General features: G+C 66.4%; 31 protein-coding genes. 13 read left to right on the top strand and 18 right to left on the bottom strand.

The features are described 5' to 3' along the window. The first annotated feature begins 97 nt into the window (after positions 1-97). Entirely contained in the window at positions 98-2266 is a 2169-nt protein-coding gene (locus tag ACZ1I2_RS02465; protein ID WP_465175244.1) for a transglycosylase domain-containing protein, read from the top strand. On the opposite strand, the gene ACZ1I2_RS02460 is transcribed toward ACZ1I2_RS02465, so the two are convergent. The 3 genes from ACZ1I2_RS02460 to ACZ1I2_RS02450 are packed head-to-tail and all read right to left on the bottom strand — an operon-like array spanning position 2242 to position 3961. Next, complete coding sequence (locus ACZ1I2_RS02460) at positions 2242-2916, bottom strand: M48 family metallopeptidase (protein WP_465171184.1); 675 nt, start codon at positions 2914-2916, stop codon at positions 2242-2244. The genes ACZ1I2_RS02465 and ACZ1I2_RS02460 overlap by 25 nt on opposite strands. Then, the gene (locus tag ACZ1I2_RS02455; RefSeq protein WP_465171185.1) at positions 2913-3347 is read right to left on the bottom strand and encodes a YcgN family cysteine cluster protein; all 435 of its coding nucleotides are present in this window, start codon (positions 3345-3347) and stop codon (positions 2913-2915) included. Before ACZ1I2_RS02455 ends, ACZ1I2_RS02460 begins: the two co-directional genes overlap by 4 nt. After that, positions 3344-3961: an SCO family protein gene (locus tag ACZ1I2_RS02450; RefSeq protein WP_465175245.1), complete on the bottom strand. Its 618-nt coding sequence runs from the start codon at positions 3959-3961 to the stop codon at positions 3344-3346. Before ACZ1I2_RS02450 ends, ACZ1I2_RS02455 begins: the two co-directional genes overlap by 4 nt. 98 nt (positions 3962-4059) lie before the next feature. Between ACZ1I2_RS02450 and ACZ1I2_RS02445 the strand changes: the two genes are divergently transcribed. Beyond that, positions 4060-4662 carry an ankyrin repeat domain-containing protein gene (locus ACZ1I2_RS02445; protein WP_465175246.1) on the top strand — a complete coding sequence of 201 codons (603 nt, stop codon included), beginning with the start codon at positions 4060-4062 and terminating at the stop codon, positions 4660-4662. A 7-nt stretch (positions 4663-4669) separates the two neighbouring features. Here the strand turns inward: ACZ1I2_RS02445 and ACZ1I2_RS02440 are convergent, their stop codons facing one another. The 11 genes from ACZ1I2_RS02440 to ACZ1I2_RS02390 form a co-directional block, all read right to left on the bottom strand. After that, complete coding sequence (locus ACZ1I2_RS02440) at positions 4670-5164, bottom strand: MmcB family DNA repair protein (protein WP_465175247.1); 495 nt, start codon at positions 5162-5164, stop codon at positions 4670-4672. Between the two features lie 68 nt (positions 5165-5232). Beyond that, positions 5233-5898, bottom strand: coding sequence for a cell wall hydrolase (locus tag ACZ1I2_RS02435; RefSeq protein ID WP_465181566.1), 666 nt, complete (start codon positions 5896-5898; stop codon positions 5233-5235). A gap of 159 nt (positions 5899-6057) precedes the next feature. Continuing rightward, entirely contained in the window at positions 6058-6399 is a 342-nt protein-coding gene (locus tag ACZ1I2_RS02430) for a DUF1491 family protein (protein WP_465175249.1), read from the bottom strand. Between the two features lie 24 nt (positions 6400-6423). Beyond that, positions 6424-6894 carry a PaaI family thioesterase gene (locus ACZ1I2_RS02425; protein ID WP_465175250.1) on the bottom strand — a complete coding sequence of 157 codons (471 nt, stop codon included), beginning with the start codon at positions 6892-6894 and terminating at the stop codon, positions 6424-6426. Then, entirely contained in the window at positions 6881-7348 is a 468-nt protein-coding gene (locus ACZ1I2_RS02420) for a PTS sugar transporter subunit IIA (RefSeq protein ID WP_465177194.1), read from the bottom strand. The genes ACZ1I2_RS02425 and ACZ1I2_RS02420 overlap by 14 nt, the downstream gene beginning before the upstream one ends. Before the next feature lie 70 nt (positions 7349-7418). Beyond that, entirely contained in the window at positions 7419-8003 is a 585-nt protein-coding gene (gene hpf, locus ACZ1I2_RS02415; RefSeq protein WP_465171192.1) for a ribosome hibernation-promoting factor, HPF/YfiA family, read from the bottom strand. Between the two features lie 53 nt (positions 8004-8056). Then, a complete protein-coding gene (gene dnaQ / locus ACZ1I2_RS02410) occupies positions 8057-8749 on the bottom strand; it encodes a DNA polymerase III subunit epsilon (protein WP_465171193.1) in 693 nt (230 codons plus the stop codon). A gap of 8 nt (positions 8750-8757) precedes the next feature. Next, positions 8758-9393, bottom strand: coding sequence for a dephospho-CoA kinase (gene coaE, locus ACZ1I2_RS02405; protein ID WP_465175251.1), 636 nt, complete (start codon positions 9391-9393; stop codon positions 8758-8760). Between the two features lie 4 nt (positions 9394-9397). Further along, on the bottom strand, positions 9398-10210 hold the full coding sequence (locus tag ACZ1I2_RS02400) for a shikimate dehydrogenase family protein (RefSeq protein WP_465171195.1): 813 nt from the start codon (positions 10208-10210) through the stop codon (positions 9398-9400). Beyond that, positions 10207-10803: a Maf family protein gene (locus tag ACZ1I2_RS02395; protein WP_465175252.1), complete on the bottom strand. Its 597-nt coding sequence runs from the start codon at positions 10801-10803 to the stop codon at positions 10207-10209. The genes ACZ1I2_RS02400 and ACZ1I2_RS02395 overlap by 4 nt, the downstream gene beginning before the upstream one ends. Beyond that, a complete protein-coding gene (locus ACZ1I2_RS02390; protein WP_465171197.1) occupies positions 10800-11609 on the bottom strand; it encodes a pyruvate, water dikinase regulatory protein in 810 nt (269 codons plus the stop codon). Before ACZ1I2_RS02390 ends, ACZ1I2_RS02395 begins: the two co-directional genes overlap by 4 nt. Positions 11610-12018: 409 nt before the next feature. On the opposite strand from ACZ1I2_RS02390, the gene hemE reads away from it, so the two are divergent. The 5 genes from hemE to ACZ1I2_RS02365 all read left to right on the top strand — a co-directional run bounded on the left by hemE (position 12019) and on the right by ACZ1I2_RS02365 (position 15902). Beyond that, a complete protein-coding gene (hemE, locus tag ACZ1I2_RS02385) occupies positions 12019-12978 on the top strand; it encodes a uroporphyrinogen decarboxylase (protein ID WP_465181648.1) in 960 nt (319 codons plus the stop codon). Further along, positions 12975-13427, top strand: a complete 453-nt coding sequence (locus ACZ1I2_RS02380) for a CopD family protein (RefSeq protein ID WP_465175254.1) — start codon at positions 12975-12977, stop codon at positions 13425-13427. The genes hemE and ACZ1I2_RS02380 overlap by 4 nt, the downstream gene beginning before the upstream one ends. 168 nt (positions 13428-13595) lie before the next feature. Continuing rightward, a complete protein-coding gene (gene rho / locus ACZ1I2_RS02375) occupies positions 13596-14852 on the top strand; it encodes a transcription termination factor Rho (RefSeq protein WP_372856418.1) in 1257 nt (418 codons plus the stop codon). 115 nt (positions 14853-14967) lie between these two features. Then, a complete protein-coding gene (locus ACZ1I2_RS02370; RefSeq protein ID WP_465171200.1) occupies positions 14968-15258 on the top strand; it encodes an antibiotic biosynthesis monooxygenase family protein in 291 nt (96 codons plus the stop codon). Continuing rightward, a complete protein-coding gene (locus ACZ1I2_RS02365) occupies positions 15255-15902 on the top strand; it encodes a YjbE family putative metal transport protein (protein WP_465171201.1) in 648 nt (215 codons plus the stop codon). Before ACZ1I2_RS02370 ends, ACZ1I2_RS02365 begins: the two co-directional genes overlap by 4 nt. A gap of 100 nt (positions 15903-16002) precedes the next feature. On the opposite strand, the gene ACZ1I2_RS02360 is transcribed toward ACZ1I2_RS02365, so the two are convergent. Next, entirely contained in the window at positions 16003-16704 is a 702-nt protein-coding gene (locus tag ACZ1I2_RS02360) for a dienelactone hydrolase family protein (protein ID WP_465175255.1), read from the bottom strand. Between the two features lie 136 nt (positions 16705-16840). On the opposite strand from ACZ1I2_RS02360, the gene ACZ1I2_RS02355 reads away from it, so the two are divergent. The 6 genes from ACZ1I2_RS02355 (at position 16841) to ACZ1I2_RS02330 (ending at position 22599) form a co-directional block, all read left to right on the top strand. Continuing rightward, the gene (locus tag ACZ1I2_RS02355) at positions 16841-17065 is read left to right on the top strand and encodes a DUF6489 family protein (protein WP_465171203.1); all 225 of its coding nucleotides are present in this window, start codon (positions 16841-16843) and stop codon (positions 17063-17065) included. Between the two features lie 2 nt (positions 17066-17067). After that, complete coding sequence (mnmE, locus tag ACZ1I2_RS02350) at positions 17068-18348, top strand: tRNA uridine-5-carboxymethylaminomethyl(34) synthesis GTPase MnmE (RefSeq protein ID WP_465181565.1); 1281 nt, start codon at positions 17068-17070, stop codon at positions 18346-18348. A gap of 102 nt (positions 18349-18450) precedes the next feature. Then, positions 18451-20292 carry a tRNA uridine-5-carboxymethylaminomethyl(34) synthesis enzyme MnmG gene (gene mnmG, locus ACZ1I2_RS02345; RefSeq protein ID WP_465175257.1) on the top strand — a complete coding sequence of 614 codons (1842 nt, stop codon included), beginning with the start codon at positions 18451-18453 and terminating at the stop codon, positions 20290-20292. Further along, complete coding sequence (gene rsmG / locus ACZ1I2_RS02340; protein WP_465175258.1) at positions 20289-20903, top strand: 16S rRNA (guanine(527)-N(7))-methyltransferase RsmG; 615 nt, start codon at positions 20289-20291, stop codon at positions 20901-20903. The genes mnmG and rsmG overlap by 4 nt, the downstream gene beginning before the upstream one ends. Next, a complete protein-coding gene (locus tag ACZ1I2_RS02335) occupies positions 20900-21691 on the top strand; it encodes a ParA family protein (protein WP_465171207.1) in 792 nt (263 codons plus the stop codon). The genes rsmG and ACZ1I2_RS02335 overlap by 4 nt, the downstream gene beginning before the upstream one ends. After that, entirely contained in the window at positions 21688-22599 is a 912-nt protein-coding gene (locus ACZ1I2_RS02330) for a ParB/RepB/Spo0J family partition protein (RefSeq protein WP_465171208.1), read from the top strand. The genes ACZ1I2_RS02335 and ACZ1I2_RS02330 overlap by 4 nt, the downstream gene beginning before the upstream one ends. 31 nt (positions 22600-22630) lie before the next feature. Here ACZ1I2_RS02330 and holA read toward each other — a convergent pair whose 3' ends face one another. The 3 genes from holA to leuS are packed head-to-tail and all read right to left on the bottom strand — an operon-like array spanning position 22631 to position 26686. After that, positions 22631-23644, bottom strand: a complete 1014-nt coding sequence (gene holA, locus ACZ1I2_RS02325; RefSeq protein WP_465175259.1) for a DNA polymerase III subunit delta — start codon at positions 23642-23644, stop codon at positions 22631-22633. A 10-nt stretch (positions 23645-23654) separates the two neighbouring features. Then, the gene (lptE, locus tag ACZ1I2_RS02320; RefSeq protein ID WP_465171210.1) at positions 23655-24164 is read right to left on the bottom strand and encodes an LPS assembly lipoprotein LptE; all 510 of its coding nucleotides are present in this window, start codon (positions 24162-24164) and stop codon (positions 23655-23657) included. Then, entirely contained in the window at positions 24161-26686 is a 2526-nt protein-coding gene (gene leuS, locus ACZ1I2_RS02315) for a leucine--tRNA ligase (protein ID WP_465175260.1), read from the bottom strand. The genes lptE and leuS overlap by 4 nt, the downstream gene beginning before the upstream one ends. Positions 26687-26696 lie beyond the last annotated feature (10 nt).

Here is a 26696-nt window from a genome sequence, read left to right as displayed (position 1 = left end):
GAAATCAGTTCACCCGCGCTTCATCGCGCCTGCACCACATGCTCATGCGCAGGTCGCTTGTTTGCTTCCTCAATAGAGCCTATCCCCGCGGAGCCCCATGGCCAGCCGTTCCCGACCATCCCCGTCCCCGATCTGGCGTCGCCGGCTGATGCTGGCGCTGCGCATCTCGGGCGTGCTCATCCTGCTGGGGCTGATCGCCCTGGTCGTCGCGGTCTATGTCCAGCGCGGGCAGCTGCCGAGCTTCGAGGAGTTGAAGTCCTCGCCCAACGGCCAGATGATCCGCGTCCATGCCGCCGACGGCACGGTGATCGTGTCGATGGGGCCGAGCTATGGCGAATGGCTGCCCTATGACCGGATTCCGCCGGTCATGCGCGATGCGATGGTCGCGGTGGAGGATCGCCGGTTCCGCTCGCATCTCGGCATCGACCCGATCGGCGTCATGCGCGCGGTGAAGCTCGCCTTCGTCAATCGCGGCACCGACCGGCGTTTCCAGGGGGCGTCGACCATTACCCAGCAGGTCGCGCGCACCATCTTCCTGTCGAACAAATATGATGTCGGCCGCAAATCGCGCGAAGCGCTGCTCGCGCTGGCGATAGAGCGCAAGTTCACCAAGGACCAGATCCTCGAACTCTATCTCAACAAGGTCTATTTCGGCGGTGGCGCATACGGCATCGATGCCGCCGCGCGGAAATTCTTCGGCCATGGCGCCGACAAGCTGACCCTGTCCGAAGCCGCGGTGATCGCCGGCCTGGTCAAGGCGCCCTCGCGTTATTCGCCGACCGCCGATGCCGAGGCCGCGGTGGGCCGCGCCGGCGTGGTGATCGACCTGATGCAGGAAACGGGCAAGATCACCGCCGCCGAAGCCGCGTCGGCCGATCCGAAAAGCGTCGCGCTGGCGCCCGAGCCCAAACAGAACAGCGTGCGCTATTTCACTGACTGGGCCTTGCCCCAGCTCGAGCTGCTGATCGACGAGACGAGCCGGCCGCTCGAGGTGTGGACCACCCTCGACCTCAACATGCAGCGCGATGCCGATACAGCGATCCGCGCCAACGCGCCGGCCAACGCCCAGGGCGCGCTGGTTGCGATCGACCGCGACGGCGCGGTGCGCGCGATGGTCGGCGGCAAGGATTATGTCTCCTCGATCTACAACCGCGCGACTCAGGCGGTCCGCCAGCCCGGATCGGCGTTCAAGCTGTTCGTCTATCTCTCGGCGCTCGAGGCAGGGCACAAGCCCGAGGATACGCTGGTCGACGAACCGATCTCGATCAACGGGTGGAGCCCACGCAACAGCTCGGGCGCCAATCGCGGCGAGATGACGATCCGCACCGCTTTCGCCTATTCAGTCAACACCATCGCCGCCAAGCTCGGCCAGGAAGTCGGTTTCAGCACCGTCGCCGACATGGCCCGGCGCTTCGGCATCACGACCAAGGTCGACACGCATCCAGCGATGGTGCTCGGCACCTCGGACGTGCGGCTGCTCGACATGACCCGCGCCTTTGCCAGCGTCGCCAACAAGGGAGTCGCCGTGACGCCCTATGGCATCACCAAGGTGACCGCGAATGGCGAGACGATCTATGCCCAGCAGGTCGACCGCAGCCATGTGCTGGTCGCGCCCTATGTCGCGGCGCAGATGACCGACCTGCTGCAGACCGCGGTCAATACCGGCACCGGCAAGGCAGCGCAGATCGGCCGTCCGGTTGCCGGCAAGACCGGCACGACCACGTCGAACAAGGATGGCTGGTTCCTGGGCTTTTCCAGCGGCCTCACCACCGGCGTCTGGATGGGTCGCGACGATGCGAAGGCGGTCCCCGGCCTGCAGGGCGGCACCGCGCCAGCGCGCGCCTTTGCCGCCTTCATGAAACCCGCCGTTGCCAATCGCCCGGTCGAAGCGTTCGACACGCAGGTTACTCTGCCCGAATGGCAGCTCGAACCGGATCAGGAATCCTATTTCGGCGAACCCGATAACGGCCTGTTCGTCGATGAGGACGGCAATCCGGTCGAACCCGGCACGACCGCGCCGTCCGATCCGGGGCCGCCCCTGGTCGACCCCGACGGCAACCCGTTGCCGCCGGATCAACAGGAACGCGCCGCACGTACCGCCCGGCCGGAGGAACGACCCGAGCGGCTCGACCAGGAATGGATGGATCGTGCGCTTGGCCGCACCCCGCCGCCCGGGCGGCCCGCACCACAACGCGAACGCGCCCCTGCGATACCGCCGTCAGACCGGCCGGCCGAGCGGCCTCAGGATTCGCGCCCGATCCAGTGAAGCGCGGCGCCGTTGGCGCGCAGCCATGCCCGGGACCGTGCCGGATCGCTTTCGTCCAGCCGTGCGACCAGCGCGTGGAAATCCGGTCCGTGATTCATGTGCACCCGGTGCGCGACCTCATGCGCGACGGTCGCCCGCCGTACGAAGTCCGGCGCCAGGATCAACCGCCAGCTGTACCGGATCGCCCCGCTTGACGTGCAGCTTCCCCAGCGTCCGCGCGGATCGCCGATCGCGACCCTGGTGACGCCGACGCCGGCGCGCGCCGCGAATTCGGCGGTCTCGGCGCTCAGGATACGCAGCGCCTCACGCTTGAGCCAGGTCTCGATCCGGCGCGACAGACCCTCGCGAGAGCCACCGCACCGCAGGATATCGCCGTCGCGCTCGATTCGCCGGGGCCCGCCCTCGCTCCAGTCGATCGTCAACCAGCTATCGCCGAACGGCACCACGCCGCCCGGCGCGAGCGGCCTCGGACTCGGGAGGCGCGCACGCTGGGCATCGATCCAGGCCTTCTGCCCTTCGGCCCAGAGCAGCGCCGGCTTGACCGGCGCGCGAGTCGGCAAGGTAAGCCGCACCCGGCCGCTGGCCGGATCGACCGACAGCTTCGCGCGGCGAGCCCGGGCGTTGCGGACGACCTCGACCGGCGCGCTCACAATTGGCGGTCGATCAGATGATGCTCCAGATCGCCGACATCGTCTTCCGAGACGGTCCAGCCCTTCACGGACTCACCGGCCCGGTGAACGGCGTCGCGATCCCCGCAGACCAGATAATGCCAGCGGGGCAGCGTTTCGCCCGCCGCCCGCAGACGATAGGCGCAGGTCGAAGGCAGCCAGTCGATCTCGCGGACATTGTCGCGCGTCAGGCGCACGCACTCGCTGACATAGGCGTGGCGATGCCGGTAATCCGAGCATTGCGCCGTCTTGCGGTCGAGCAGGCGGCAGGAAACGTTGGTCGCCATCAGCTCGCCGGTTTCCTCATCCTCCAGCTTGTGGACGCAGCATTTGCCGCAGCCGTCGCACAGCGCCTCCCACTGGCCGCGGTCCAGCGCGTCGATCGGAGTCGTTTCCCAGAAGCGGTCGCTCATTTCACCCAGCGTTTGATCTCGGTCGCAATCGCCTCGGGCGACTGATCCTGCGGCAGCAATGCCATCGGCTTGCCCTCGGGGTCCATGAGATAGGCGACCCGGCTGTGATCCACCATATAGCCGCCGCCCGGACTCAACTCGCCCTTCTTGTAATAGACCGCATATTCCTTCGCCGTCGCGTCGATCGCGGTCGCGCTGCCGGTCAGCCCGACCATGCGCGGGTGAAAATTAGCGACGAAGCTCTTGAGCACCTCGGGCGTATCCCGCGCCGGATCGATCGTGATGAACAGCGGCACGATCTTCGCGCCCAGCGCCGGATCGCTCTTCTCGACCGCGCTCAGGCCGAGGCCGATATTGCGCGCGTCGACCGGGCAGACGTCCGGGCAGAAAGTGTAGCCGAAATAGACGATACGGTATTTGCCCGCGAAATCGCGGTCGGTGACCTGCTTGCCGTCCTGATTGGTCAGGGTGAAGGGGCCCCCAATGCGCGCGCCGTCGAGCGGCGGCCTGGCCGGCGCGCCGGAACCCGAACAGGCGGCGAGGGGCGCGATCAGCAGCAGGGCGACGAGGGTTCGGCGGAGGATGATTGCGGGCACGCGGGCTATCTCGTTCATGGCGTGGCCAGCCATGATCTGTTAAGGGCCTCCGCGCAAGTTGGACCCGAAGGCGCCATCGCAAGGCGCCTCCGGCATTACAGGGGCCCGTCCACCAGATGATCGCTCGTACATTCGGCATCGCGTTTACCGCCGCGTTGCTCGGCACCGCCATTCCCGCTCAGGCGCAGAACCAGTCCGAAGGCTATAAATTCCTCCAGGCGGTGAAGGACGCCAAGGGTTCCGATGTCGAGAAGATGCTGCGGGTGCCAGGTACGACGGTGCTCAACACGCGCGACATTTCGACCGGAGAGGGCGCGCTGCACATCGTCGTGAAGCGCAGCGACGCGACCTATCTTCGCTATCTGCTGGCGCAGGGCGCCGACCCCAATATCCGCGACGGCAAGGGCAATACCCCGTTGCTGGTGGCCGCGAGCCTTGGCGAGGTGGATCTAATCCAGGCGCTGCTCGACAAGAAGGCCAATGTGAATCTCGCCAATTCGAGCGGCGAGACCCCGCTGATCCGCGCCGTCCAGCGGCGCGATCTCGGCCTGGCGCGCACCTTGCTCGCCGCCGGGGCGGATCCCGACCAGTCCGACGTCATTGCCGGCAAATCGGCGCGCGATTATGCGACGGAAGACGCGCGATCCACGGCGATGGCCAAGCTGATGGCCGAGAACCCCAAAAAGGCCCGCCGCGCCGTATCGGGCCCCAGCCTCTAGAATATCCTCAAAGCAGCGCCCCGGCCTCGGGGTCGATCAATCCGGTCAGTCGTCGGCCGGCGCGCCGCGCGAAGGCGAGCGTGTTTCGCTTGCGGGTCGCGCTGGACAGCGGATCGGTATGCGCTTCGCGGATGATCGCCGCGTCGTAGCGATCGGCGACGATCACCCCGGTACGCGCCGGCAGGAAAGCCTCGCCGTCCAGCGGCGACGCATCGAAGCCAGCCGGGATCGCCCAGTAGAAGCGATCGCAACAGGCAAGATAATCCATCCATTTGCCGTCGCCGAGCAGATCGGCGCGCGACACCTTGATCTCGACGATGATGATAGTGCCGCGCGAATCGAGCGCCATCAGGTCGGCGCGCCGACCGCCATCGAGCGGCACCTCGGCCATGGCGACCAGATCGTGGCGGAGCAGCATGCGCACCGTGCCCCGCGCCACATCCGCCGCGCAGAGCGGCGATCCGGGGGCGTCTACACATGATTCGGGGGGACGCTGCAGCATACCCCCGATCTAGAACATTTCACGAACGCGGGTCAAATCCGCGCATCGTTGAAGGGAGTATTATCGCCTCAACGATAGAAGACGTGATTGCCGATCGCGGCGATCTTGGTCATGCGCCAGCCCGGCGAAACCCGGCGGGCGTGGAAGTACATCGCGTTCGGCGCCGGGCTGTCCCAGGCATCGGCCATCGCGACGCGGGCGACGGCCACGGCGGTGCGATAGGCGGCATTGTTGGCAATGACCGGCACGCGGCCGCCGCGAACGAACGAGAACTGGCCCGGCTGAGTCACGACCGAGCAGATCGACTTGGGGAAGCGGCCCGACTTGGTGCGGTTGAGGATGACCTCGCCGACCGCGAGCTGGCCCGACAGCGGCTCACCCTTGGCTTCGAAATAGATGGCGCCCGCCATGCAGGTCAGGTCACGGTCGCGCGCATCGGTATCCTGCGCGGCAACGGCGTCGGCCAGGCTGTCATAGTCTTCATCGGCCTGCTCGGCAGGGACAATGGTGGGAATATTGGCGTCGGTCTTGGCGACGGAGTCGGCAGCTTCCGCGAGCGGCGCCGGCATGGCGGCGGCTTCGGGTGTGGGGCTGGCAACGGGAACTGGAACGACGGTCGGGAGTTTAAGGGACCTGTCGAGCTCAAAGGCAAAGCCCGGCGTGCTGGCGCCGATCAGGCTGGTGATGGTCAGGGACATCGCCGCGATGGCTGCGGCGCGAGTGAAAAACGTCATTAAAACTTCGAAAAATGCGGTGGTGTGCGGAAGCTGATCGGATCAAGAAAATGCGATCGCCCCGGACGTCCCCCCGACTGCGTAACCTAGCCGGATCGCACCCGGCACGGCACAACGCGCGTGACTGAGCGCGGGCTTTCGGTGCCGGGTGCGTTCAAGTCAACCCGACAACATCGTTTCTGCGGCGAATCGTTCCGCCGACGCGATATCCAGTTCGATCACCCATAAATCGGGATCGCGGCTGCGTCTCCGCCGCCAATATTCGGTTATTTCTGATGGACCTTCAATGGTTTGCGGCCCAACGCGAAGCAGCTGAACGGCCCCGTCCGGCCCGATTCCGCGCTCGAACGCGCCGGAATTGACTCCCTTTTCCAACGTGATGATGAGGATCGCCCCCGCCTTGGCATCGCCCCTGGCGAGCACCGTGCCGATCCCGCCGGCATCGTTCACCCGCCGGAGCATGGCGCCAACCAGCAGCCCGCTCGGCAGGCGTTCGCTCATCGCCGGGCGCTCATCGCCGGGCGCTCACGGTGCCGTCCGATATCCGGGCAGGCCCGCCAGCGCGATCCGGCTGCGCATGAAGGTGCCGGTGCCTCTCGCCGCTTCCTCGCCGTCGCTGTCGATCAGCCGCGCCTCGGCGACGAACACGCGCCGCTGCCCGCTGACCCAGCGCCCCTCGGCGACAACGGGGCCAGCCTTGAGCGGCTTGGTGAAGAGCAGGTTGAACGCGGTGGTCAGCAGGAAACGGTCGGTGACCAGGCTGTTGGCGGCATAGAAGGCCGCGTCGTCGAGCATCTTGAAATAGCTCGTGCCGTGCGCCGCGCCGCCGGCATGATAATAGCGCTCGTCGATCAGGAAGTGGATCCGCGCGACGCCCGCGGCCGGAATCTCCAGCCTTGATTCGAACAGGCGGTTGATCGGCGCCGCCGCGTACAGCGATTCGAGCGCGCGGAAATGCGCTTCCTCGCCCTGCGCGGGAGACTCAGGCGGCGTCACGTGCCTCGTCGGCGGTCAGCAAGGCATAGATCGCGTCGCGCGACCCGGCACCGCGCAGCTTGTCGACGAATCCGCGCTCGCGCAGCCGGCGCGACACCCTGGCAAGCGCCTTCAGGTGCAGCGCACCGGCATCGACCGGCGACAACAGCATGAACACGATGTCGACCGGTAGATCGTCGACCGCCTGGAAATCGATCGGCTGGGCCAGGCGCGCGAACACGCCGACGACGTGATTGAGACCGGCAAGGCGCGCATGCGGCGTCGCGACGCCGCTACCAAAGCCGGTCGACCCCAGCTTCTCGCGCTTGACCAGGCCATCGGCGACCGCGACGGCATCGAGCCCATAGGCCGCCGCCGCAGCCATGCCGAGCTGCTGGAACAGGGTTTTCTTGTTGGTCACCGCAAGCCGTTCGAGCACGGTTTCCGGCAGCAACAGATCGCTCAGGTCGGTCATCGTCATCCTTGGGCACCCCCACCCGGGGGGCGCCCATAGCGCCATTTGGCGCCGTGCGATAGCTCGGCCGTCAGGCCGCGCGGTGCGGCTCGACCCAGCCTATCGTCCCGTCACCGCGACGATAGACCATGTTGTACGCGCCCGAGCCGGCGTTGCGGAACAACAGGGCAGTGGTGTTGCGCAGATCGAGCATCATGACGGCATCCGAAACCGTTGCGTCAGGCACGTCGACCCGTGTCTCCGCCACGATCAGCGGAAAATCCTCGGCCGCTTCTTCATCGGCTTCGCGGAACACGGTATAACCGGCATTGTCGTCCGCCGCCTCGGCCCCATCGGCGGCGGCGGCCTGGCTCGAATTGCGGTCCTTCAGGCGGCGCATATAGCGGCGCAGCTGCTTCTCGATCTTGTCGGCCACGCCGTCGAACGCGCCATGCGCGTCCATCCCGTCATTGCTGCCCTTCAGCACCAGGCCCTGCATCACATGCGCGACGATGTCGCAGGTGAAGCCATTGTCGTGCGGCCCCTTGCCGAAAGTGACCTGGGCCGAAATCGCCCGAGAGAAATATTTCGCGGCGATACCCTGGAGCCGAGTCTCGACATGGCTTTTCAGTGCGTCGCCGGTAGCGACCTGATGGCCCGAAATCCGGATATCCATGAGCATTCTCCTTCAACGGAAACCAGGCAGCTAAGCCTGGCCCCGTACCTGCGTCAACCGGACGCCTCGACCCCCCAAAGCGGATTCTTGATCTTCTCCATAAACGCCGCGTGGCGCGCGAGTTCCGCGGCGCTTGCCTCGAAAAGCCGGGCAGGCCGCACGATCGCCGGCGCCGAGGCCGGCTGAAAACTGGTCTGGACCTCGATCGTCTCGCTGACCAGGGTCAGCCCGATCTGGCGCCCGCCGGTCAGCTCGACATAGACCTGCGACAGCAGCTGCGCGTCGAGCAATGCGCCGTGCACGACGCGGTGGCTGCGATCGATGCCATAGCGGCCGCACAGCGCGTCGAGGCTGTGCTTGGCGCCCGGATGGCGGGTGCGCGCCAGCACGATCGTGTCGACCATCCGGTCGAGATGGACTGCCTTGCGCCCGCAGCGGACGAGCTCGCCATTGAGGAAGCCGAAATCGAAGCTGGCATTGTGCGCGACCAGCGGCGCATCGCCGAGGAACTCGAGCAGATCGTCGACGCCGTGCCCGAACAACGGCTTGTCTGACAGAAAGGCATCGCTCAGCCCGTGCACGCGCTGCGCCTCGGCCGGCATGGTCCGTTCGGGATGGAAATAGGCGTGGAAGGTGCGTCCGGTCTCGACCCGGTTGACCAGCTCGACACAGCCGATCTCCACCATCCGGTCGCCGTCGGCGAAGCTGAAGCCGGTAGTTTCGGTGTCGAAGACGATCTCGCGCATTACATATGTTATCGGGATTGCGAGGGCCTGAGGCAAGAGACCAATGACTCGACCGCAGCGCGGGTCTCCGCGAGGCTACCCCCGGTCGGAATGACGAAATCGGCCCGCGCGCGCTTCTCCGCATCGGGCATCTGCCGCGCGAGGATCGCCTCCAGCTTGGCCTCGGTCATGCCTGGCCGGGCCAGCACTCGGGTGCGCTGGACATCGCCCGGTGCCGAGACCACGACGACCTTGTCGACTCGCGTCTCGCCGCCGGTTTCGAACAGCAAGGGCACGTCGAACACGACCAGCGGCGCATCGGCATGCGCGGCGAGGAAGGCAGCCCGCTCCTCGCCGACCGCGGGATGGATCAGGGCCTCGAGCCGCTTCAGCGCGCGCGGATCGGCCAGCACCGCTTCGCCGAGCAGGGTGCGGTCGACGCCCTTCGGCCCGGTCGTATCGGGAAACATCGCCTCGATCGCCGCGACGAGCCGCCCGCCTTCGCCCTGGAGCCGGTGCACCGCCGCATCCGAATCGAAGACCGGCACGCCGAGATTCTCGAACATCGCGGCGACGGTCGACTTGCCCATGCCGATCGATCCGGTGAGACCCAGAGTCAGGGGGATAGTCAGGGGGGTAGTCAGGCGAGGGGGGGCGGTCAGCATGACGTCATGACATCAACAGGTCGCGAAGTTCCTCGTCGCGGTCGCGCGGCGGCTCCGCGCCGAACAGCAGCTCGAACGCCAGTGCGCCCTGGCCGATCAGCATGTCGAGGCCATCGACGACATCCAGCTCGCGCGCCCGCGCCGCCTTCAGCAAGGCGGTTTCGAGCGGCGCATAGATGATCTCATAGACCACCGCATCCTCGGGAAGCGGCGACAGGTCCAGCTCGAGCGGCGGCTGGCCGGTCATGCCGAGCGAGCTGGTATTGACCAGCAGCGCCGCCGCCGGCAGCGGCGCGCTCAGCGGCAACGCCTTGCCCTTCAGCCCGAAGGTGGAGAGCAGCGCCGCCGCCTTCAGCACGTTGCGGTTGAGGATCGTCACCTCGCCGACACCGATCCGCGACAGCGCGAACAGGATCGCCCGCGCCGCGCCGCCCGCCCCGATCACCGCCACCGGCGCGCCGGCCAGGTCGAGATCGGCGATCGGCGCGTAGAAGCCGCCCGCATCGGTATTGGTGCCGATCAGCACGCCGTCCTCAGCCCGCATCGCGAGGTTGATCGCGCCGATCGTCGCGCGCACGCCGCCGCGATCCTCGACCAGATCGAGCGCTGCCTCCTTGTGCGGCAGGGTGATGTTGCATCCCCGCCAGGCCGGGTCGGCGCGGCGCGCGTCGAAATAGGCGGCGAGCGCGTCGGGCGTCACATGATGCGCCCGGTAATCCGCGTCCAGACCCAGCGCCTCAATCCAGAAACGGTGGATCAACGGCGATTTGCTGTGCTTGATCGGATCGCCGATCACCTCGGCATACGGTGCCGTCATGACGTCAAAATACCCCTGACCCGTAGATAATCGAGCACCGGCAGCAGCGGCAGGCCCAGTACGGTGAACTGGCTCCCCTCGATCCGGCTGAACAATTGCGCGCCTGGTCCCTCGATGCGGTAGCAGCCGACGCAGCCCGAAATCTCCGGCCATTCCTCATCGAGATAGCGCTCGATGAAGCTGTCGGAGAGGGTGCGGACGAACATCTTCGCACGGTCGACCCCGCGCCAGACCGGCCGGCCATCGATCGCCATCACCGCGGCGCTGATCAGCTCATGGCGCTTGCCCGACAGGCGGCGGAGATGCTCGGCCGCCTCGGCGCGGTCGCCCGGTTTCTCGAGCATCGATCCGTCCTCGAGCGCCACCACCGAGTCGCTGCCCAGCACCAGCGCCTCGGGCTCGCGGTGCGATACGCGCAGCGCTTTAAGCTCGGCCAGCCGGTCCGCCAGGTCGCGTGGCGCGACGCCCTCGGCGCGCATCGCGACCTTGGCCGACTCCTCGTCGACATTAGCCGACATCGCCTCGAACGGCACGCCGGCCGCGCTCAGCATCGCGCGACGCGACGCGCTGTTCGACGCCAGGATCAGTCTCATGCCGAATCCCGCTCGTTGACCAGTTGCACGATCGCCGCCGCCGTCTCCTCGATCGACCGGCGCGTCACGTCGATCACCGGCCAGCCATTGTCGGCGAACATCCGCCGCGCAAAGGCGACCTCACGCGTGACGGCCTCCTGATCCACATAGGATGTCTCGGGCGCCTGATTGAGCGAGAGCAGGCGATTGCGCCGCACCTGGATCAGCCGGTCGGCGCTGGTGGTCAGGCCGACCACCAAGGGATGCCGGAGCGAGAACAGCGCCGTCGGCGGCGGGCTTTCCACCACGATCGGGATATTCGCGGTCTTGAAGCCGCGATTGGCGAGATAGATCGAAGTCGGCGTCTTGGACGAGCGCGACACGCCCGCCAGCACGATATCGGCTTCCTCCCAATCCTCCCAGTTGATCCCGTCATCATGCGCCATGGTGAACTGGATCGCGTCGACCCGGGCGAAATAGGCGGCGTCGAGCACATGCTGGCGCCCCGGCCGCGCCTTGGCCTGCTGGCCGAGCAGGCTGGAGAGCGCGTCGGTCACCGGATCGAGCGGCGCGACCGCCGGCAGCCCCAGTGCGCGGCACCGCGTCTCCAGCGTACGCCGCGTCGCGCTGTTGACCAGAGTGAACACCACCAGCCCGGGATTTTGCGCGATCTCCTGCAGGATTCGCTCGAGATGGGCTTCGGTGCGGACCATCGGCCAGAAATGGCGGATCGTCTCGACATCGTCATATTGGGCGAGCGCCGCCTTCGCGATATTCTCGAGCGTCTCGCCGGTGGAATCCGACAGAAGATGGAGATGCAGCCGCATTATGGCCGCGCACCGCGAGCGAAAAAACCAGTTGGGGATGGAGCTGTGGAGAACATCCGGAAAATCGCTAGCGCAACTTTCCCGCCACGCAAAGCGATCGCCATCGGTGGAAAAGTCCGGAGTTTCCCACAATCGCGCCCACACCCCGATGGTTTCGCGCACAGCCTGTGGATAATGGGGATCGTCCGGCCGACTCCGGTCGAGTCTGCGGCCCCCGCCGCGTCAAGCTGTTGGCATTTCGGGGACGAACGCATAAGCCCCGCCATCCACGCGCCAACCACCGCTACATCCTTTTTAGATTCTCTTCTTATCAGATAGAAGGACGCTCGCGATCCCGACTCCCGTGACCGAAAAGCGCCTGCTCGCGACCCTCAAGGGTGTCCGGCACGACGTTCCGCCCGTCTGGCTGATGCGCCAGGCCGGGCGCTATCTTCCCGAATATCGCGCGCTCCGGGCGGAGAAAGGCGGCTTCCTCGCGCTCGCGACCGATCCCGACGCCGCGGCGGAAGTGACTCTCCAGCCGATCCGCCGCTTCGGCTTCGACGGCGCGATCCTCTTCTCCGATATCCTCATGGTTCCCTGGGCCCTGGGACAGGCGCTGAGCTTCGGCGCGGGCGAGGGGCCTGCACTGGCCCCGCCGCTGGTCGATCATGCGCTGGCGGGGCTCCAGGCGGCCCCTGACCGGCTCGAGCCGGTCTATGCCACGGTGGCGAAGGTCGCCGCGATGCTACCGGCCGAAACCAGCTTTCTAGGCTTTGCGGGAAGTCCCTGGACGGTCGCCACCTATATGGTCGCCGGCCATGGCAGCCGCGATCAGGGCGAGACGCGCCGTTTCGCCTATACCGACCCCAGGGCCTTTGCCGAGATCATCGATGCGATCGCCGACAGCACGATTACCTATCTCTCCCGCCAGATCCGGGCCGGGGTCGAGGCAGTGCAGCTGTTCGACAGCTGGTCGGGCAGCCTGTCCCCGGCACAGTTCGAACGCTGGGTGATCGCGCCGACCGCGAAGATCGTCACCGCGCTGCATGAAATGCATCCGGGTACGCCGGTGATCGGCTTTCCCAAGGGCGCTGGCGGCAAGCTGCCGGCTTATGCACGGGAGACGGGCGCCGACGCGATCGGACTGGACGAGACGGTCGATCCGGTCTGGGCGCATGCCAGCCTGCCGGACGGTTTGCCGGTGCAGGGCAATCTCGATCCGCTTGCCCTGATCGCCGGCGGCGACGCGCTCGACGCCGCGGCGACACGAATCCTTGAGGCGCTGGCCGATCGGCCGCATATCTTCAATCTGGGGCACGGCATCCTGCAGGATACGCCGATCGCCCATGTCGAGCGCCTCCTGGCGCATGTGCGGAGAGCGCGATGAATTTCCTCGGAAACGCCTATCTCTGGGTCAAGGCGGCGCATGTCGTCTTCGTCATCTTCTGGATGGCCGGCATGTTCATGCTGCCGCGCTACCTCGTATATCACCAGGAGGCACAGCCGGGGTCAGCCGAGGCACAGAAGTGGGTCGAGCGGGAAACCAGGCTCCGCACCATGATCCTGACGCCGTCGATGATCCTCGTGTGGATCCTCGGCCTGATGCTGGCCGTGAACGCGGGATTGTTCGCCGGTGTCGGCGGCCTGGGCTGGCTCCACACCAAGCTGCTGCTGGTGGTGATCCTCAGTGGCTATCATGGCTGGGCGGTCGGCTATGCCAAGAAGCTTGCGGCCGGCAAGCCGACGCTGACGGGCAAGCAGCTCCGCCTGATCAACGAGGTGCCGGCGATCCTGACCGCGCTGATCGTCATCCTGGTGATCGTCCGACCCTTCTGAATCGGGGTTCGCGACTTGACTTGAGCAAGACCGGCACCTAGGTCCGAGGCTGTCGAAGCGCGCGGAGCCATGCGTTCCGGGCCGCGGCACCCTCCTCCAGCATCGTCGCGTTTTCCCTTTCGCCGACAGACGCTAACCCCAGCACCATCTCACGTCCGGACGCCCCCCATGCATCTCAAAGACCTCAAGAAGAAAAGCCCGGCCGAGCTGGTCGCGATGGCCGAGGAGCTCGGCGTCGAAAGCGCGTCGACCTTGCGCAAGCAGGATCTGCTGTTCGCGATCCTCAAGGTCCAGGCGGAAAATGGCGAACAGATCATGGGTCTGGGCACGATCGAGGTGCTGCCCGACGGCTTCGGCTTCCTGCGCAGCCCGGAGGCGAATTATCTCGCCGGCCCGGACGATATCTACATGTCGCCCAACCAGGTCCGCAAATTCGGCCTGCGCACCGGCGACACCGTCGAGGGCGAGATTCGCGGGCCGAAGGACGGCGAGCGTTATTTTGCGCTGACCCGCCTGACCTCGGTCAATTTCGACGATCCCGATGCGGTTCGCCACCGCGTCAATTTCGATAACCTCACCCCGCTCTATCCCGAAGAGAAGCTGACGCTCGATCCGCAGGATCCGACGATCAAGGACAAGTCGGCGCGGGTGATCGACATCATCAGCCCGCAGGGCAAGGGCCAGCGCGCCCTGATCGTCGCCCCGCCGCGCGTCGGCAAGACGGTGCTGCTGCAGAACATCGCGCGGGCCATCACCGACAATCACCCCGAAGTGTTCCTGATCGTGCTGCTGATCGACGAGCGGCCCGAGGAAGTGACCGACATGCAGCGCTCGGTGAAGGGCGAGGTCGTGTCCTCCACCTTCGACGAGCCCGCGACGCGCCACGTCCAGGTCGCCGAAATGGTCATCGAAAAGGCCAAGCGCCTGGTCGAGCACAAGAAGGACGTCGTGATCCTGCTCGATTCGATCACGCGCCTCGGCCGCGCGTACAACACGGTCGTGCCCAGCTCGGGCAAGGTGCTGACCGGCGGTGTCGACGCGAACGCCCTGCAGCGCCCGAAGCGCTTCTTCGGCGCCGCGCGCAACATCGAGGAGGGCGGCTCGCTCTCGATCATCGCCACCGCGCTGATCGACACCGGCAGCCGCATGGACGAAGTCATCTTCGAAGAGTTCAAGGGCACCGGCAACTCGGAAATCGTGCTCGATCGCAAGGTCGCCGACAAGCGTATCTTCCCGGCACTCGACGTCGGCAAGTCCGGCACCCGCAAGGAGGAACTGCTGGTCGACAAGAGCAAGCTCTCCAAGATGTGGGTGCTGCGCCGCATCCTCATGCAGATGGGTACCATCGACGCGATGGAGTTCCTGCTCGACAAGATGAAGGATTCGAAGACCAACGAGGACTTCTTCGACTCGATGAATCAGTGAGCAGTGCGGCTTGCGGCATGCTGCCGCAAGACTCGCACAAGCACGGCCGACGGGGCAAAGCCCCGGTCGACGGCGCGGGCTTTGCCCGCGCCGCTTGTGTGTCGGGAGCGCGTCCTTGATCCTCGAACACGCCCTCCTCGCCATCAAACCCGGCCAGTCCGCGGCGTTCGAAGCCGCCATGGCCCAGGCTCGCCCGCTCATCGCGGCGTCTCCCGGCTTCCGCTCGATCGCGGTGCGAAGGGCCTGTGAAAGCCCCGATCGCTATCTGTTGCTCGTGGAGTGGGACGACATCGCCAGCCACCGTGAGGGATTTCGCGCGTCGGCGCGTTATGCGCAGTGGCGCGCGCTGCTCCATGTCTTTTATGAGCCGATGCCGGCCGTGACCTATTTCGGAGAGAGTCTGTGATCAATTTCGCCGATGTGTTCACTGCCGCCGGCCTCGCGACGCTCGGCCAGGTGATCATGATCGACCTGATGCTGGCGGGCGACAACGTCATGGTGCTGGGCGCGCTCGCGGCCGGCTTGCCGGCGAGGCAGCGCAAGCAGGTGCTCGGCTTCGGCGTGGTCATCGCGATGGTCTGCCTGATCGGCTTCGCGCTGATCGCGACCAAGCTGCTCCATGTCGTGGGCCTGCTGCTCGGCGGCGGCATATTGCTGCTCTGGGTCGCCTGGAAATTGTTCCGCGAGCTCCACCCGGCGCCGGCCGCGGTGCCGGTCGATGATCCTGCGACCACCGCGGTCGAAGGCGTCAAGCCGACCAAGACCTTCCTGCGTGCGGCGATCCAGGTCGCCATCGCCGATCTCTCGATGAGCCTCGACAATGTCCTTGCCGTCGCCGGGGCCGCGCGCGAGCACCCTACCGTGTTGCTGTTCGGGCTGATCCTGTCGGTGACGCTGATGGCGGTCGCCGCGAATTATATCGCGCGGCTGATCGAACGCTATCACTGGATCGCCTATATCGGCCTGGCCGTGATACTTTATGTATCGGGATCAATGATTTACCACGGGATCGTGGATAACGACGTGGGTATTCTGCACCTGCTGGTCTGAGGTCACCACCAAACCGGGAATTGTTCCGCATCCACCGTGCGTGGCTGCTCCTTGCGGTGGGTACGGCAATAAAGTTTTAGATGCAGATAAAGGGCTGAAATCAGCCAAGATTCTCCGCGAAAAACGCCGCCGTCCGCTCGTCCGCGAGCGTCGCCGACGCATCCGACCGACGCAGTCCGAATTCGGTCGCGAAGCCATGGTCCTCGCCGGGATAATCGAAGATCGTCACCTTGGGATGATCGTCGAGGCCGTCATGCATGCGCTGCTGCGCTGCCTTGTCGACGAAATGATCCTCCTCCGGCACGTGCAGCAGCACCGGATGCGCAATCGCGTGCTTTTCGCCGAGCAGGCCATCGATGCCGACGCCGTAATAGCAGACGCTGGCGTTCACATCGGTGCGCGCGGCCGTCATGAAGGCGAGGCGCCCGCCGAGGCAATAGCCCACCGCGCCGACCTTGCCCTCGGCACCGAGCATCTTGCGCGCGGTGCGGATCGTCGCTTCGATATCCTGGATGCCGACATTCTGGTCGAACTGCCCCATCATCGCCAGGGCCTGCTGGAATTCCTCGGGGATATCGGGATCGAGCTGCGTGTCCGGTTCGAGCCGCCAGAACAGGTCGGGCGCGATGGCGAGATAGCCGTCCTCGGCCAGCCGGTCGCATTTGCGGCGGATGCCGGCGTTCACCCCGAAGATTTCCTGGATCACGACGATCGCCGCGCGCGGCGAGCCGGCGGGTTCTGCGCAATAGGCGGTGAAATCACCCGTGCCGTCGAGCGTGTCGATCGTGATCGTTGCGGTCATGACTGTCCTCGGCTGAAGGGGCGGAGCGCCCGAAATCCGCAGGCGGCGATGGGCGTTGCGGTCAGGCCCAAGTCGCGCGCATACAGGGTTCAAGCTTATGCAGCGCGGCCGTCGCCCGCTCAAGCGGAGATGACCAATGAAGATCAATGTCGAAGTCGATTGCACCCCGGAAGAAGCACGCCGCGTCATGGGGTTGCCCGATTTCACGCCGGTCCACGAAAAATATATCCAGGGTGTGATGGGCGCGATGGACGGTGCCGTTCCGCCCGAGATGATCGAGAATATGATGAAGAGTTGGTCGCCGATGGGCGAGGCCGGGATGAGTTTCTGGCGCAAGATGTTCGAGACCTCGTCGAAATAGCCATGGACACCATCTTTGCCGTCTCGAGCGGCGCGCCGCCCGCGGCCATCGCGATCGTCCGGGTGAGCGGCGACCATGCCCTTGTGGCGGCATCGACGCTTGCGGGCGCGCTCCCGCCGCCGCGCAGGGCAGGGCTGCGCGCGTTGCACGGTGGTGACGGGCAGGCGATCGACCGGGCGCTGGTCCTGGTCTTTCCCGGCCCCGACAGCGCGACGGGCGAGGACCTGGTCGAATTGCATCTTCATGGCGGCCGGGCAGTCGTGCGCGCGGTGGAGGCGGCGCTGGCGGTGCAGCCGGGGCTGCGCCAAGCTGAGCCCGGCGAATTCACTCGGCGCGCGCTCGCCAATGGCCGGATCGACCTGACCGAGGCTGAGGGCCTGGGCGATCTGCTCGCCGCGGAGACAGAGGGACAACGTCGGGCGGCGCTGACGATGGCCGAAGGCGGGTTGCGGCGGAGGGCGGAGGGCTGGGCCGACCGGCTGGTGGCGCTGGCCGCCCAGGTCGAAGCGCAGCTCGATTTTGCCGAAGAGGACGAGGTCGATCAGGCGGCACCGGCGAGTTTCGCGGATGAGGCACGGGCGCTTGCCGACGAAATCCGGGTGCTGCTGGCAACGCCGCCGGTGGAGCGGCTCAGGGACGGGGTACGCGTGGTGATCGCCGGCCCGCCGAACAGCGGCAAGTCGACCCTGCTCAATATTCTGGCGGAACGCGACGCGGCGATCGTCTCACCGATCTCGGGCACGACGCGCGACCGGATCGAGGCGCCCGTCATCCGTGACGGAATCGCTTATGTCCTCACCGATACGGCGGGCCTGCTGGACGAGACGGCTGATCCCATCGAGCGGATCGGCATTGCCCGCGCGGAAGAGGCAATGCAAACGGCCGACCTGGTCCTGTGGCTCGGAGACGGCCCGGCGCCGGTACGAGAAGCCATCCGGATCCACGCGCGTATCGATATCCCCGGGCGCGCCACGGCGCCGGGGGGATCTGACCTCGCTTTGTCGGCTGCGACGGGGGAGGGCATCAGCGATCTGTGGCAAGTGCTCCGCGATCGCGCAGCGGCGTTGTTGCCGCGCGAGGACGCACTGGCAGTCAACCGCCGCCAACGTGGCCTGCTTGCCCAATGCGCTGCCAGCCTGGGCGCGGTGAGCGGGCAGGGCGACCTGATCGTCCTTGCGGAGGATGTGCGTCTGGCCATGAAGGCACTCGACCAGTTGGTCGGCCGCAGTGACACCGAGGCTATGCTCGATGCGCTCTTCTCGCGCTTCTGCCTGGGCAAATAATGTTTCACGTGGAACATGACCGATGTTCCACGTGAAACAACCTAACGCCTGACTCGCCGACAGGCTTTGACAGGCGCCCCGGCCGGACCTAGCGGAACGCTCATGGATTTCGATGTGATCGTGGTGGGCGGTGGCCATGCCGGTACCGAGGCGGCTGCTGCGGCCGCACGCCGTGGCGCGCGCACGGCGTTGATCAGTTTCGATCCGACGAAGATCGGCGCCATGTCGTGCAATCCGGCGATCGGCGGGTTGGGCAAGGGACATCTGGTCCGCGAGGTCGACGCCTTTGGCGGCCTGATCGCCCGTGCGGCTGACGCCGCTGGCATCCATTATCGCATGCTCAATCGCAGCAAGGGTGCCGCGGTGCAGGGCCCGCGTGTTCAGGCTGACCGGCGCCTGTACGCGGCCGCCATCCAGCGCATGCTCGGCGCGCAGCAGGGCCTCACGATCCTTGGTGGCGAAGTGGCGGCGCTGTCGCTCGATTCCTCCGGTGCGGTGGCGGGGATCAGCCTGGCCGATGGCACCGTTCTCGGAGCGCGGGCAGTGGTGCTCGCCACCGGAACGTTTCTGGGCGGTCGCATCTTTTGCGGCGAGGAACGGCTGACCGGCGGGCGGATCGGCGAAGCGGCGGCGTCGCTGCTGGCGACGCAGCTTCGTGCGGCGCGTCTCCCCATGGCGCGGCTGAAGACCGGCACGCCGCCCCGGCTCGATGGTCGCACGATCGACTGGAGTCGGCTTGCCGAGCAACGCAGCGACGACGACCCCTGGACCATGTCGCCGCTCTCGTCCGGCCGCACCTTGCCACAGCTGTTCTGCGCGATCACCCGCACCAGCGAGGAGACGCATGCGATCATCCGCGCGTCGCTCGATCGTTCGCCGCTGTTCGGCGGGGCGATTGCGGGTCCGGGTCCGCGCTATTGCCCGTCGATCGAGGACAAGATCCACCGTTTCGGCGATCGAGACGGTCACCAGATTTTTCTGGAGCCCGAAGGACTGGACGACGCCACCATCTATCCCAACGGCATCTCCACCTCGTTGCCGGCGGATGTGCAGGCCGCGATGATCGCCTCGATCCCGGGGCTCGGGGCTACAAGGATCATCACGCCAGGCTATGCGGTCGAATATGATCATATCGATCCGCGCGCGCTCGATCCGACCCTGGAAGTGCGCGCCTTGCGGGGTCTGTTCTGCTGCGGACAGATCAACGGCACCACCGGTTATGAGGAAGCAGCGGGGCAGGGCCTGATCGCGGGCCTCAACGCTGCCGCCGCAGCGCTCGGCGCCGACCCCGTCGTGCTCGACCGCGCGTCCAGTTATCTCGGCGTGATGATCGACGATCTGGTGCTGCAGGGTATTACCGAACCCTATCGCATGCTGACCGCGCGCGCCGAATACCGGCTGAGACTGCGCGCCGACAATGCCGAAACCCGGCTCGGCCCGCTTGCCGATGCGATCGGATGCCTCGGTCCGGTCCGGTCCGCGCGGCTGGCCGGGCGTTCGGCCCAGCGTCGCGAGATCGAGGCGGTGCTTGAAACGCCGCTCTCCGCCGCGACGGTGCTGGCCAATGGCGCTGCGGGCCCGCTCGACACGCAGAAGCGCTCGGGCGCAGAATGGCTGCGCTTTGCCGGCGTGACGATCGACCATGTCGCGCCGGGCCTGATCGGGGCGTTTGATCCCGCGCTGGTCGCCGAGATCGCCGAGGATGCGCGTTACGCGCCCTATCTGCGGCGCCAGGACGAGGAAGTGGCGCAGCTCCGCGCCAATGACTCGATCCCGCTCCAGGACGATCTGCACTATGCCGGCATCCCCGGCCTTTCGACCGAGATGGTCGAGAAACTCACGCGGGTGCGCCCCGCCACTCTCGGCGCGGCGAGCCGTATTCGCGGCATCACGCCAGCGGCGCTGACCGCCATTCTCCTCCACGCCCGGCGCCGCGCGGCATGACGGAGGACGAGGCGAGGGAATGGATTCGTGATCGTTTCGGCGTGGCGGGCGAGCGGCGGATGGCGGACTTCGCGGAGCTGGTCGTCGCGGAATCCACGCGGCAGAATTTGATCGCACCGTCCACGCTTGGCGCGATCTGGTCGCGTCACATCGTCGATTCGGCGCAGTTGATCGGCTTTGCCGCGTCGCAGGAGGGGGATTGGCTCGACATCGGTACCGGCGCGGGCTTTCCCGGGCTGGTCGTGGCTGCGTTGACCGAGCGCCGCGTCTTGCTGGTCGAACCGCGTAAGCGCAGGGTCGAATTTCTCGAGGCGGCGGCCCAGTCGCTGGGTATCGCGGATCGCGTGTCGGTCATCGCCGGCAAGGTCGAGACGATCAGCGAACCGGTCGCCGTGATCTCCGCGCGCGCCGTCGCACAACTCAGCGTGCTGTTCGCATCGGCGCTTCAATGCAGTCGTCGCAAAACGCTATGGGTTCTCCCAAAAGGACGAACCGCGCGCGAAGAGGTGGCGGTGGCCCAGCAGACATGGCATGGTGTGTTTCACGTGGAACATAGCATCACCGATCCCGAATCTCTCATCGTCCTCGCCAAAGGGGTGTCACGCCGATGAACGTCATTGCCCTCGCGAATCAAAAGGGCGGGGTGGGAAAAACCACCACCGCGATCAACCTCGGAACGGCGCTCGCCGCGACCGGTTCCCGCGTGTTGATCATCGATCTCGACCCGCAGGGAAATGCCTCGACCGGCCTCGGCATCAACCGCGCCGAGCGTGACAAATCCAGCTACGATATCCTGCTCGGCGAGATGCCGGTCGCCGAGGCCGCGGTACCGACCTGCGTGCCTAATCTCGAGATCGTTCCGGCGACGGTTGACCTTTCCGGCGCCGAGATCGAGCTGATCGATTATGAGGAGCGCACCCACCGCCTCAACCGGGCGCTGGCCCGCTCGGACCAGCGTTGGGACGTGGTGCTGATCGATTGCCCGCCGTCGCTGGGTCTGTTGACGCTGAACGCGATGGTCGCCGCCAATTCGCTGCTGGTGCCGTTGCAGTGCGAATTTTTCGCGCTCGAAGGTTTGAGCCAATTGCTTAGTACGGTCGAGCGCGTCCGCGAGCGCTTCAATCCGGGCTTGTCCATCCTCGGCGTGGCGCTGACCATGTATGATCGCCGCAATCGCCTGACGGACCAGGTCTCGGCCGATGTGCGCGCGGTGCTTGGCCGAGTCGTGTTCGACACCGTAATCCCGCGCAACGTACGGCTTTCCGAGGCACCGAGTCACGGGTTGCCCGCCCTGATCTACGATTATCGTTGCGCCGGGTCGGAAGCATATATCGCGCTCGCCCGCGAGTTGATCGCCCGTCTGCCCGACCGACCACAGGAACCAGCCAGAGCCGCATGACCGACCAAGCCGCTGATCAGACGCCGCCGCCTGCGCGGCCCAAGCCCCGGGCCGGCCTAGGCCGCGGCCTCAATGCCCTGATGGGGGACATCGCACGCGAGGAACCGGTTCGCGGCGGCGAGTCCCTGTCGAGCGGCGTACGCACCTTGCCGGTCGGGTCGCTGACGCCTCATCCCGGCCAGCCCCGCCGCCATTTCGCTGAAGCGGCGCTGGAGGAGCTGGCGGAATCGATCGCCGCGCGCGGGATGATCCAGCCGATCGTCGTGCGGCCGCATGGCAAGGGTTATCAGATCGTCGCCGGCGAGCGCCGCTGGCGTGCGGCGCAGCGCGCGCGGCTTCATGAAGTGCCCGTCATCGTCCGCGAATTCGACGACGCCGAGACGCTCGAGATCGCGCTGGTCGAGAATATCCAGCGCCAGGATCTCAACGCGATCGAGGAAGCCGAGGCCTATCATCGCCTGATCGATGATTATGGTCACACCCAGGATGCGCTGGGCAAGCTGGTCCACAAGTCACGCAGCCATATCGCCAATCTGCTGCGTCTGCTCGATCTGCCCAAACCCGTGCAGGACAAGGTGATCGATGGCAGCCTCAGCATGGGCCATGCCCGCGCGCTGATCGGCGCGCCGGATATCGAGCAGCTTGCCTATCAGGTCATCGCCAAGGGATTGTCGGTGCGCGACACCGAGCGTCTGGCGCGCGCGGCGAAGCCGGCAGAGGCGCGGATTCGCAGCGGCGATCAGGCGCGCGATGCCGATCTGGCAGCGCTGGAGCATCATCTCGCCGACCTGCTGGGCCTCGCGGTGCGTATAGCCCATGGCCCGAAGGGCGGCGCGCTGACTCTGTCCTATTCGACGCTGGACCAGCTCGACATGGTCTGCCAACGCCTGACCGGCGAGCGAATTTAAACCGTAACTAGTTGATAATATAGCATTTCAGTCAGCGCTGTCGCGCCGCCATCCGGGCTACCGCCACGATCGCCGACTGGGCCAGCACCGTCCCGGCATTTGCCGAGCTCATGATGGCCCGCTCCGCCAGCCGGGCGCGCTGAATTGCTTCGCTGATCTTCGGCGCGGACCAGGTGCGCAGCGCGCGCCCGGTCGAGGCACGTTCGCGGAAGAAGACGCGCTCGATCACCGTGCCGGGACTTGCCCCGGCGTCGATCTGGGCCTGCAGTTCGGCGAGGGTCATCAGGCGGCGGACGAGCTGGCGCAGCACCGGGATCGGCGACACGCCGGCTTCCTCCAGCCTGGCGAGTTCGCTGCCCAAAGCATCCGGGCGGCCGTCGATCGCCGCATCGATGGCGCGGCTCATTTCCGAGTCGCCTAGGTCGGCGCCGACATCGTCCAGCGCCGCATCGTCCAGCTCGCGCGGACGTTCCGGCGAGGCGTCGAGATAGAGCGCCAGCTTCTCCAGCTCGCGCGTCATTACGGCCCGGTCCCCGCCGGTGGCGGTGGCCAGCCGTGCCGCGGTGTCGCCGGTCGTGCGCAGCCCCTGTTCGCGCGCGATCGCGGTGGCGAGCTTTTCGGCGTCGCCTCCCTCGGGCAGGTAGCAGGCGAAACTCATCGCGCGCGCCGCGCCCAGCGCCAGCTTCACTGCCTTTGACGTCGCCTTGAGCGAGGGAGCGATGGCGACGACGGGGTTACCCGCCCGTTCCGCATCGAGCAGCAGGGTGAAGGCCTCGAAACAATCGTCACCGGCGCCGCTGATCCGGATATGCCTGGCGCTGCCGAACAACGACATGGACGCCGCCTCATCGGCCAGGCGGCCGGGATTCGACTTCAAGGCCGACGGCTCGAGGTCCACGCGCTCGGCATCGGGGCCCATCGTCCGCGCCAGGCGCGCCGCGATCTCCTGTGCGCCTGATTCATCGGGGCCGTGGAGCAGATAGAGGCGGATATCGGGGCTCGCCGCATCGATCGCGGCGCGAATCTGGTTGGCGTTGGCTTTCACGCCAAGGAGCTCATTGCGCGGGCGCTGCGGTCCGCTGCGCGTAAAGCGCGACACGCGCGACGATCTGGTCGGCAACGATGTCGGACAGCCGCTCGAGCGCGGTATTCTCCGCCGCGATCGTCGCATATTCGGAATTGACCACGTCGATGCCGGCATCCGATCCGGCGGTCGCATCCAGCAATACCGTACCCTTGGACAGGTCAACCAGCTGATAGCGGGCGCGCAGGGTCCGCCGCTCGCGCGAAACGCTGTCGTCACGCCGCACGCCGAGCCCGATGATCTGGTCGTCCAGCTTGATCTCGAGCCGGTACAGCGGCGAGCCGCTGGCCTGGAGCCGGTCCTTCAGCGCATTGGTCATCAGCCAGCCCGCCTTGCCCTCGATCGGGCCGACCTCGACCCTGGTCAGGGTCGTTGCCACCGCGCCCGATCCGCCGCCCGCATAGAGCGGGTGCAGCCCGCAGCCCGACAGCGTGCCCAACGACGCCAACGCCAGGGCGGCGAGAAGCGCGAAACGCTTCATGCGACGATGTTCACGAGACGGTCGGGCACGACGATCACCTTTTTGGGGGAAGCGCCGTCCAGGATACGCTGCACATTGGCATTGGCCAAGGCGATCGTCTCCATCGCCTCGCGCGGCGTGCCCTTGGCGACCTTCACGGTATCGCGCAGCTTGCCGTTGACCTGGATCGCGATGGTCGCTTCGTCCTCGACCAGCAGGGCAGGGTCGACTTCGGGCCAAGGCGCATCGGCGATAAGGCCTTCGCCGCCATTGGCCGCCCAGGCTTCCTCGGCGAGATGCGGTGCCATCGGCGACACCAGCCGCATCAAGATGCGGATGGCCTCGACGCGCGAGGCGGAAGTGCCGGCGCGTTCGATCGCATTGACCAGCTCGTACAGCTTGGCGACGGCCTTGTTGAACGACAAAGCCTCGATATCGGCGGCGACGCCGGCGATGGTCTGATGAGTCTTGCGGTCGAGCGCGGTATCGCGGGCGGTGCTCGCTTCGGCCTCGGCCAGTCCGTCGAACAACCGCCACAGGCGCTGGATGAAGCGCCAGCAGCCTTCGATACCGGCCTCGCTCCACGGCAGGTCGCGCTCGGGCGGGCTGTCGGAAAGCATGAACCAGCGCACCGCATCGGCGCCGTACTGGTCGACGATGCCGGTCGGATCGACGGTGTTCTTCTTCGACTTCGACATCTTCTCGACGCGGCCGATCGCCACCGGTTCGCCGTCCGCCTTCAGTATGGCCTTGCCGCCGCCGAGCGAGACGTCGTCGGGCCCGTACCAGACACGCTCGCCGCCTTCGCCGCGCGAATAGGTCTCGTGCGTGACCATGCCCTGCGTGAACAGCCCGGCAAAGGGCTCGGCCACGTCGAGCATGCCGATATGGCGCAGCGCCCGAGTCCAGAAACGCGCATAGAGCAGGTGGAGGATCGCATGCTCCACCCCGCCGATATATTGCGCGACCGGCAGCCATTTCTCCGCCACCGCGCGGTCGAATGGCGCGTTACCCGGCTGGCTAGCGAAACGAATGAAATACCAGGAGGAATCGACGAACGTGTCGAGCGTGTCGGTTTCGCGCCGCGCGCTACCGCCGCAGCTCGGGCAATCGACATTTTTCCAGGTCGGATGGCGATCGAGCGGATTGCCGGGAATGTCGAAGCTGACATCCTCGGGCAGCACGACCGGCAATTGCTCGCGCGGCACCGGCACGGCGCCACAGGCGTCGCAATGGATGATCGGGATCGGCGTGCCCCAGTAACGCTGGCGAGAGACGCCCCAGTCGCGCAGGCGGAACACGGTGGAGCCGGTGCCCCAGCCATCTTCCTCTGCGCGGCGGATCACGGTGCGCTTGGCGTCCTCGACATCCATGCCGTCGAGGAAATGCGAGTTCACCAGCGTGCCGGGCCCGGTATAGGCCTCGTCACCCTTGAACTCGGGGTCGGTGACCTCGCCCTCGGAGACGACGCGGCGCACCGGCAGATCGTATTTCCGCGCGAAATCGAGATCGCGTTGATCATGCGCTGGCACGCCGAATACGGCGCCAGTGCCATATTCCATTAGCACGAAATTGGCGATGTAGACCGGAAGTTTCCATTCCGAATCAAACGGATGCGTCGCGCGCAGCCCGGTGTCGAACCCCAGTTTCTCCTGAGTCTCGATCTCGGCCGCGGTCGTGCCGCCGCGCTTGCACAGCTCGATGAACGCCGCCGCCGCCGGATCGCGCTCGGCCAGTGCCCGCGCGATCGGATGGTCCGCCGCAACCGCGACGAAGCTCGATCCGAAGATCGTGTCGGGCCGGGTGGTGAACACCTCGACCTGCTCGCCGTCGGAAAGCGCGAAGCGGAAGGTCAGGCCCTGGCTCTTGCCGATCCAGTTCTCCTGCATCAGCTTCACCTTGTCGGGCCAATGCTCCAGCCCCTCCAGGCCTTCCAGCAGCTCGTCGGCGAAATCGGTGATCTTCAGGAACCACTGGCTCAGCTTGCGCCGCTCGACCAGCGCGCCCGATCGCCAGCCACGGCCGTCGATCACCTGCTCGTTGGCGAGCACGGTCATGTCGACCGGATCCCAGTTGACCGAGGATTCCTTGCGATAGACCAGGCCAGACGCGAACAGGTCGAGGAACAGCGCCTGTTCGTGGCCGTAATAGTCCGGCTCGCAGGTCGCCAGCTCGCGCGTCCAGTCGAGCGCGAAGCCCAGGCGTTTCAGCTGCGCCTTCATCGTCGCGATATTGGCGCGGGTCCAGCCGCCGGGGTGCACGCCCTTTTCCATGGCCGCATTCTCGGCCGGCATGCCGAACGCGTCCCAGCCCATCGGATGGAGCACTTCGTGCCCGGTCATCCGGCGGTACCGGGCAAGCACGTCGCCCATCGTGTAATTGCGGACATGGCCGATATGGATCCGCCCCGAAGGATACGGAAACATCTCGAGCACATAGGTACGCGGCTTGGCCGAATCGTCGCGCGCGGCGAAGGTGTTGCGGTCGTCCCACACCTTCTGCCAAGCCGCGTCCGCCTTCAGCGCGTTGAAGCGTGACGCCATGAGGAGAACG

It is taken from the genome of Sphingomonas sp. BL-S-29 (genome assembly GCF_055521495.1).
This window is presented reverse-complemented; position numbering and strand designations above follow the sequence as displayed.

Coding starts and splice junctions, on each gene's coding strand:
- coaE (WP_465175251.1), bottom strand. CDS start 9,393: ATGCTGACCGCCCCCCCTCGCCTGACTACCCCCCTGACTATCCCCCTG.
- ACZ1I2_RS02390 (WP_465171197.1), bottom strand. CDS start 11,609: ATGCGGCTGCATCTCCATCTTCTGTCGGATTCCACCGGCGAGACGCTC.
- ACZ1I2_RS02360 (WP_465175255.1), bottom strand. CDS start 16,704: ATGACCGCAACGATCACGATCGACACGCTCGACGGCACGGGTGATTTC.
- ACZ1I2_RS02330 (WP_465171208.1), top strand. CDS start 21,688: ATGACCGACCAAGCCGCTGATCAGACGCCGCCGCCTGCGCGGCCCAAG.
- ACZ1I2_RS02400 (WP_465171195.1), bottom strand. CDS start 10,210: ATGACGGCACCGTATGCCGAGGTGATCGGCGATCCGATCAAGCACAGC.
- hemE (WP_465181648.1), top strand. CDS start 12,019: ATGCGCCAGGCCGGGCGCTATCTTCCCGAATATCGCGCGCTCCGGGCG.
- dnaQ (WP_465171193.1), bottom strand. CDS start 8,749: ATGCGCGAGATCGTCTTCGACACCGAAACTACCGGCTTCAGCTTCGCC.
- ACZ1I2_RS02420 (WP_465177194.1), bottom strand. CDS start 7,348: ATGACCGACCTGAGCGATCTGTTGCTGCCGGAAACCGTGCTCGAACGG.
- ACZ1I2_RS02440 (WP_465175247.1), bottom strand. CDS start 5,164: ATGCTGCAGCGTCCCCCCGAATCATGTGTAGACGCCCCCGGATCGCCG.
- lptE (WP_465171210.1), bottom strand. CDS start 24,164: ATGAAGCGTTTCGCGCTTCTCGCCGCCCTGGCGTTGGCGTCGTTGGGC.
- ACZ1I2_RS02465 (WP_465175244.1), top strand. CDS start 98: ATGGCCAGCCGTTCCCGACCATCCCCGTCCCCGATCTGGCGTCGCCGG.
- ACZ1I2_RS02380 (WP_465175254.1), top strand. CDS start 12,975: ATGAATTTCCTCGGAAACGCCTATCTCTGGGTCAAGGCGGCGCATGTC.
- rsmG (WP_465175258.1), top strand. CDS start 20,289: ATGACGGAGGACGAGGCGAGGGAATGGATTCGTGATCGTTTCGGCGTG.
- ACZ1I2_RS02430 (WP_465175249.1), bottom strand. CDS start 6,399: ATGAGCGAACGCCTGCCGAGCGGGCTGCTGGTTGGCGCCATGCTCCGG.
- ACZ1I2_RS02355 (WP_465171203.1), top strand. CDS start 16,841: ATGAAGATCAATGTCGAAGTCGATTGCACCCCGGAAGAAGCACGCCGC.
- leuS (WP_465175260.1), bottom strand. CDS start 26,686: ATGGCGTCACGCTTCAACGCGCTGAAGGCGGACGCGGCTTGGCAGAAG.
- ACZ1I2_RS02395 (WP_465175252.1), bottom strand. CDS start 10,803: ATGAGACTGATCCTGGCGTCGAACAGCGCGTCGCGTCGCGCGATGCTG.
- ACZ1I2_RS02455 (WP_465171185.1), bottom strand. CDS start 3,347: ATGAGCGACCGCTTCTGGGAAACGACTCCGATCGACGCGCTGGACCGC.
- ACZ1I2_RS02435 (WP_465181566.1), bottom strand. CDS start 5,898: ATGACGTTTTTCACTCGCGCCGCAGCCATCGCGGCGATGTCCCTGACC.
- mnmG (WP_465175257.1), top strand. CDS start 18,451: ATGGATTTCGATGTGATCGTGGTGGGCGGTGGCCATGCCGGTACCGAG.
- rho (WP_372856418.1), top strand. CDS start 13,596: ATGCATCTCAAAGACCTCAAGAAGAAAAGCCCGGCCGAGCTGGTCGCG.
- ACZ1I2_RS02335 (WP_465171207.1), top strand. CDS start 20,900: ATGAACGTCATTGCCCTCGCGAATCAAAAGGGCGGGGTGGGAAAAACC.
- hpf (WP_465171192.1), bottom strand. CDS start 8,003: ATGGATATCCGGATTTCGGGCCATCAGGTCGCTACCGGCGACGCACTG.
- mnmE (WP_465181565.1), top strand. CDS start 17,068: ATGGACACCATCTTTGCCGTCTCGAGCGGCGCGCCGCCCGCGGCCATC.
- ACZ1I2_RS02450 (WP_465175245.1), bottom strand. CDS start 3,961: ATGAACGAGATAGCCCGCGTGCCCGCAATCATCCTCCGCCGAACCCTC.
- ACZ1I2_RS02445 (WP_465175246.1), top strand. CDS start 4,060: ATGATCGCTCGTACATTCGGCATCGCGTTTACCGCCGCGTTGCTCGGC.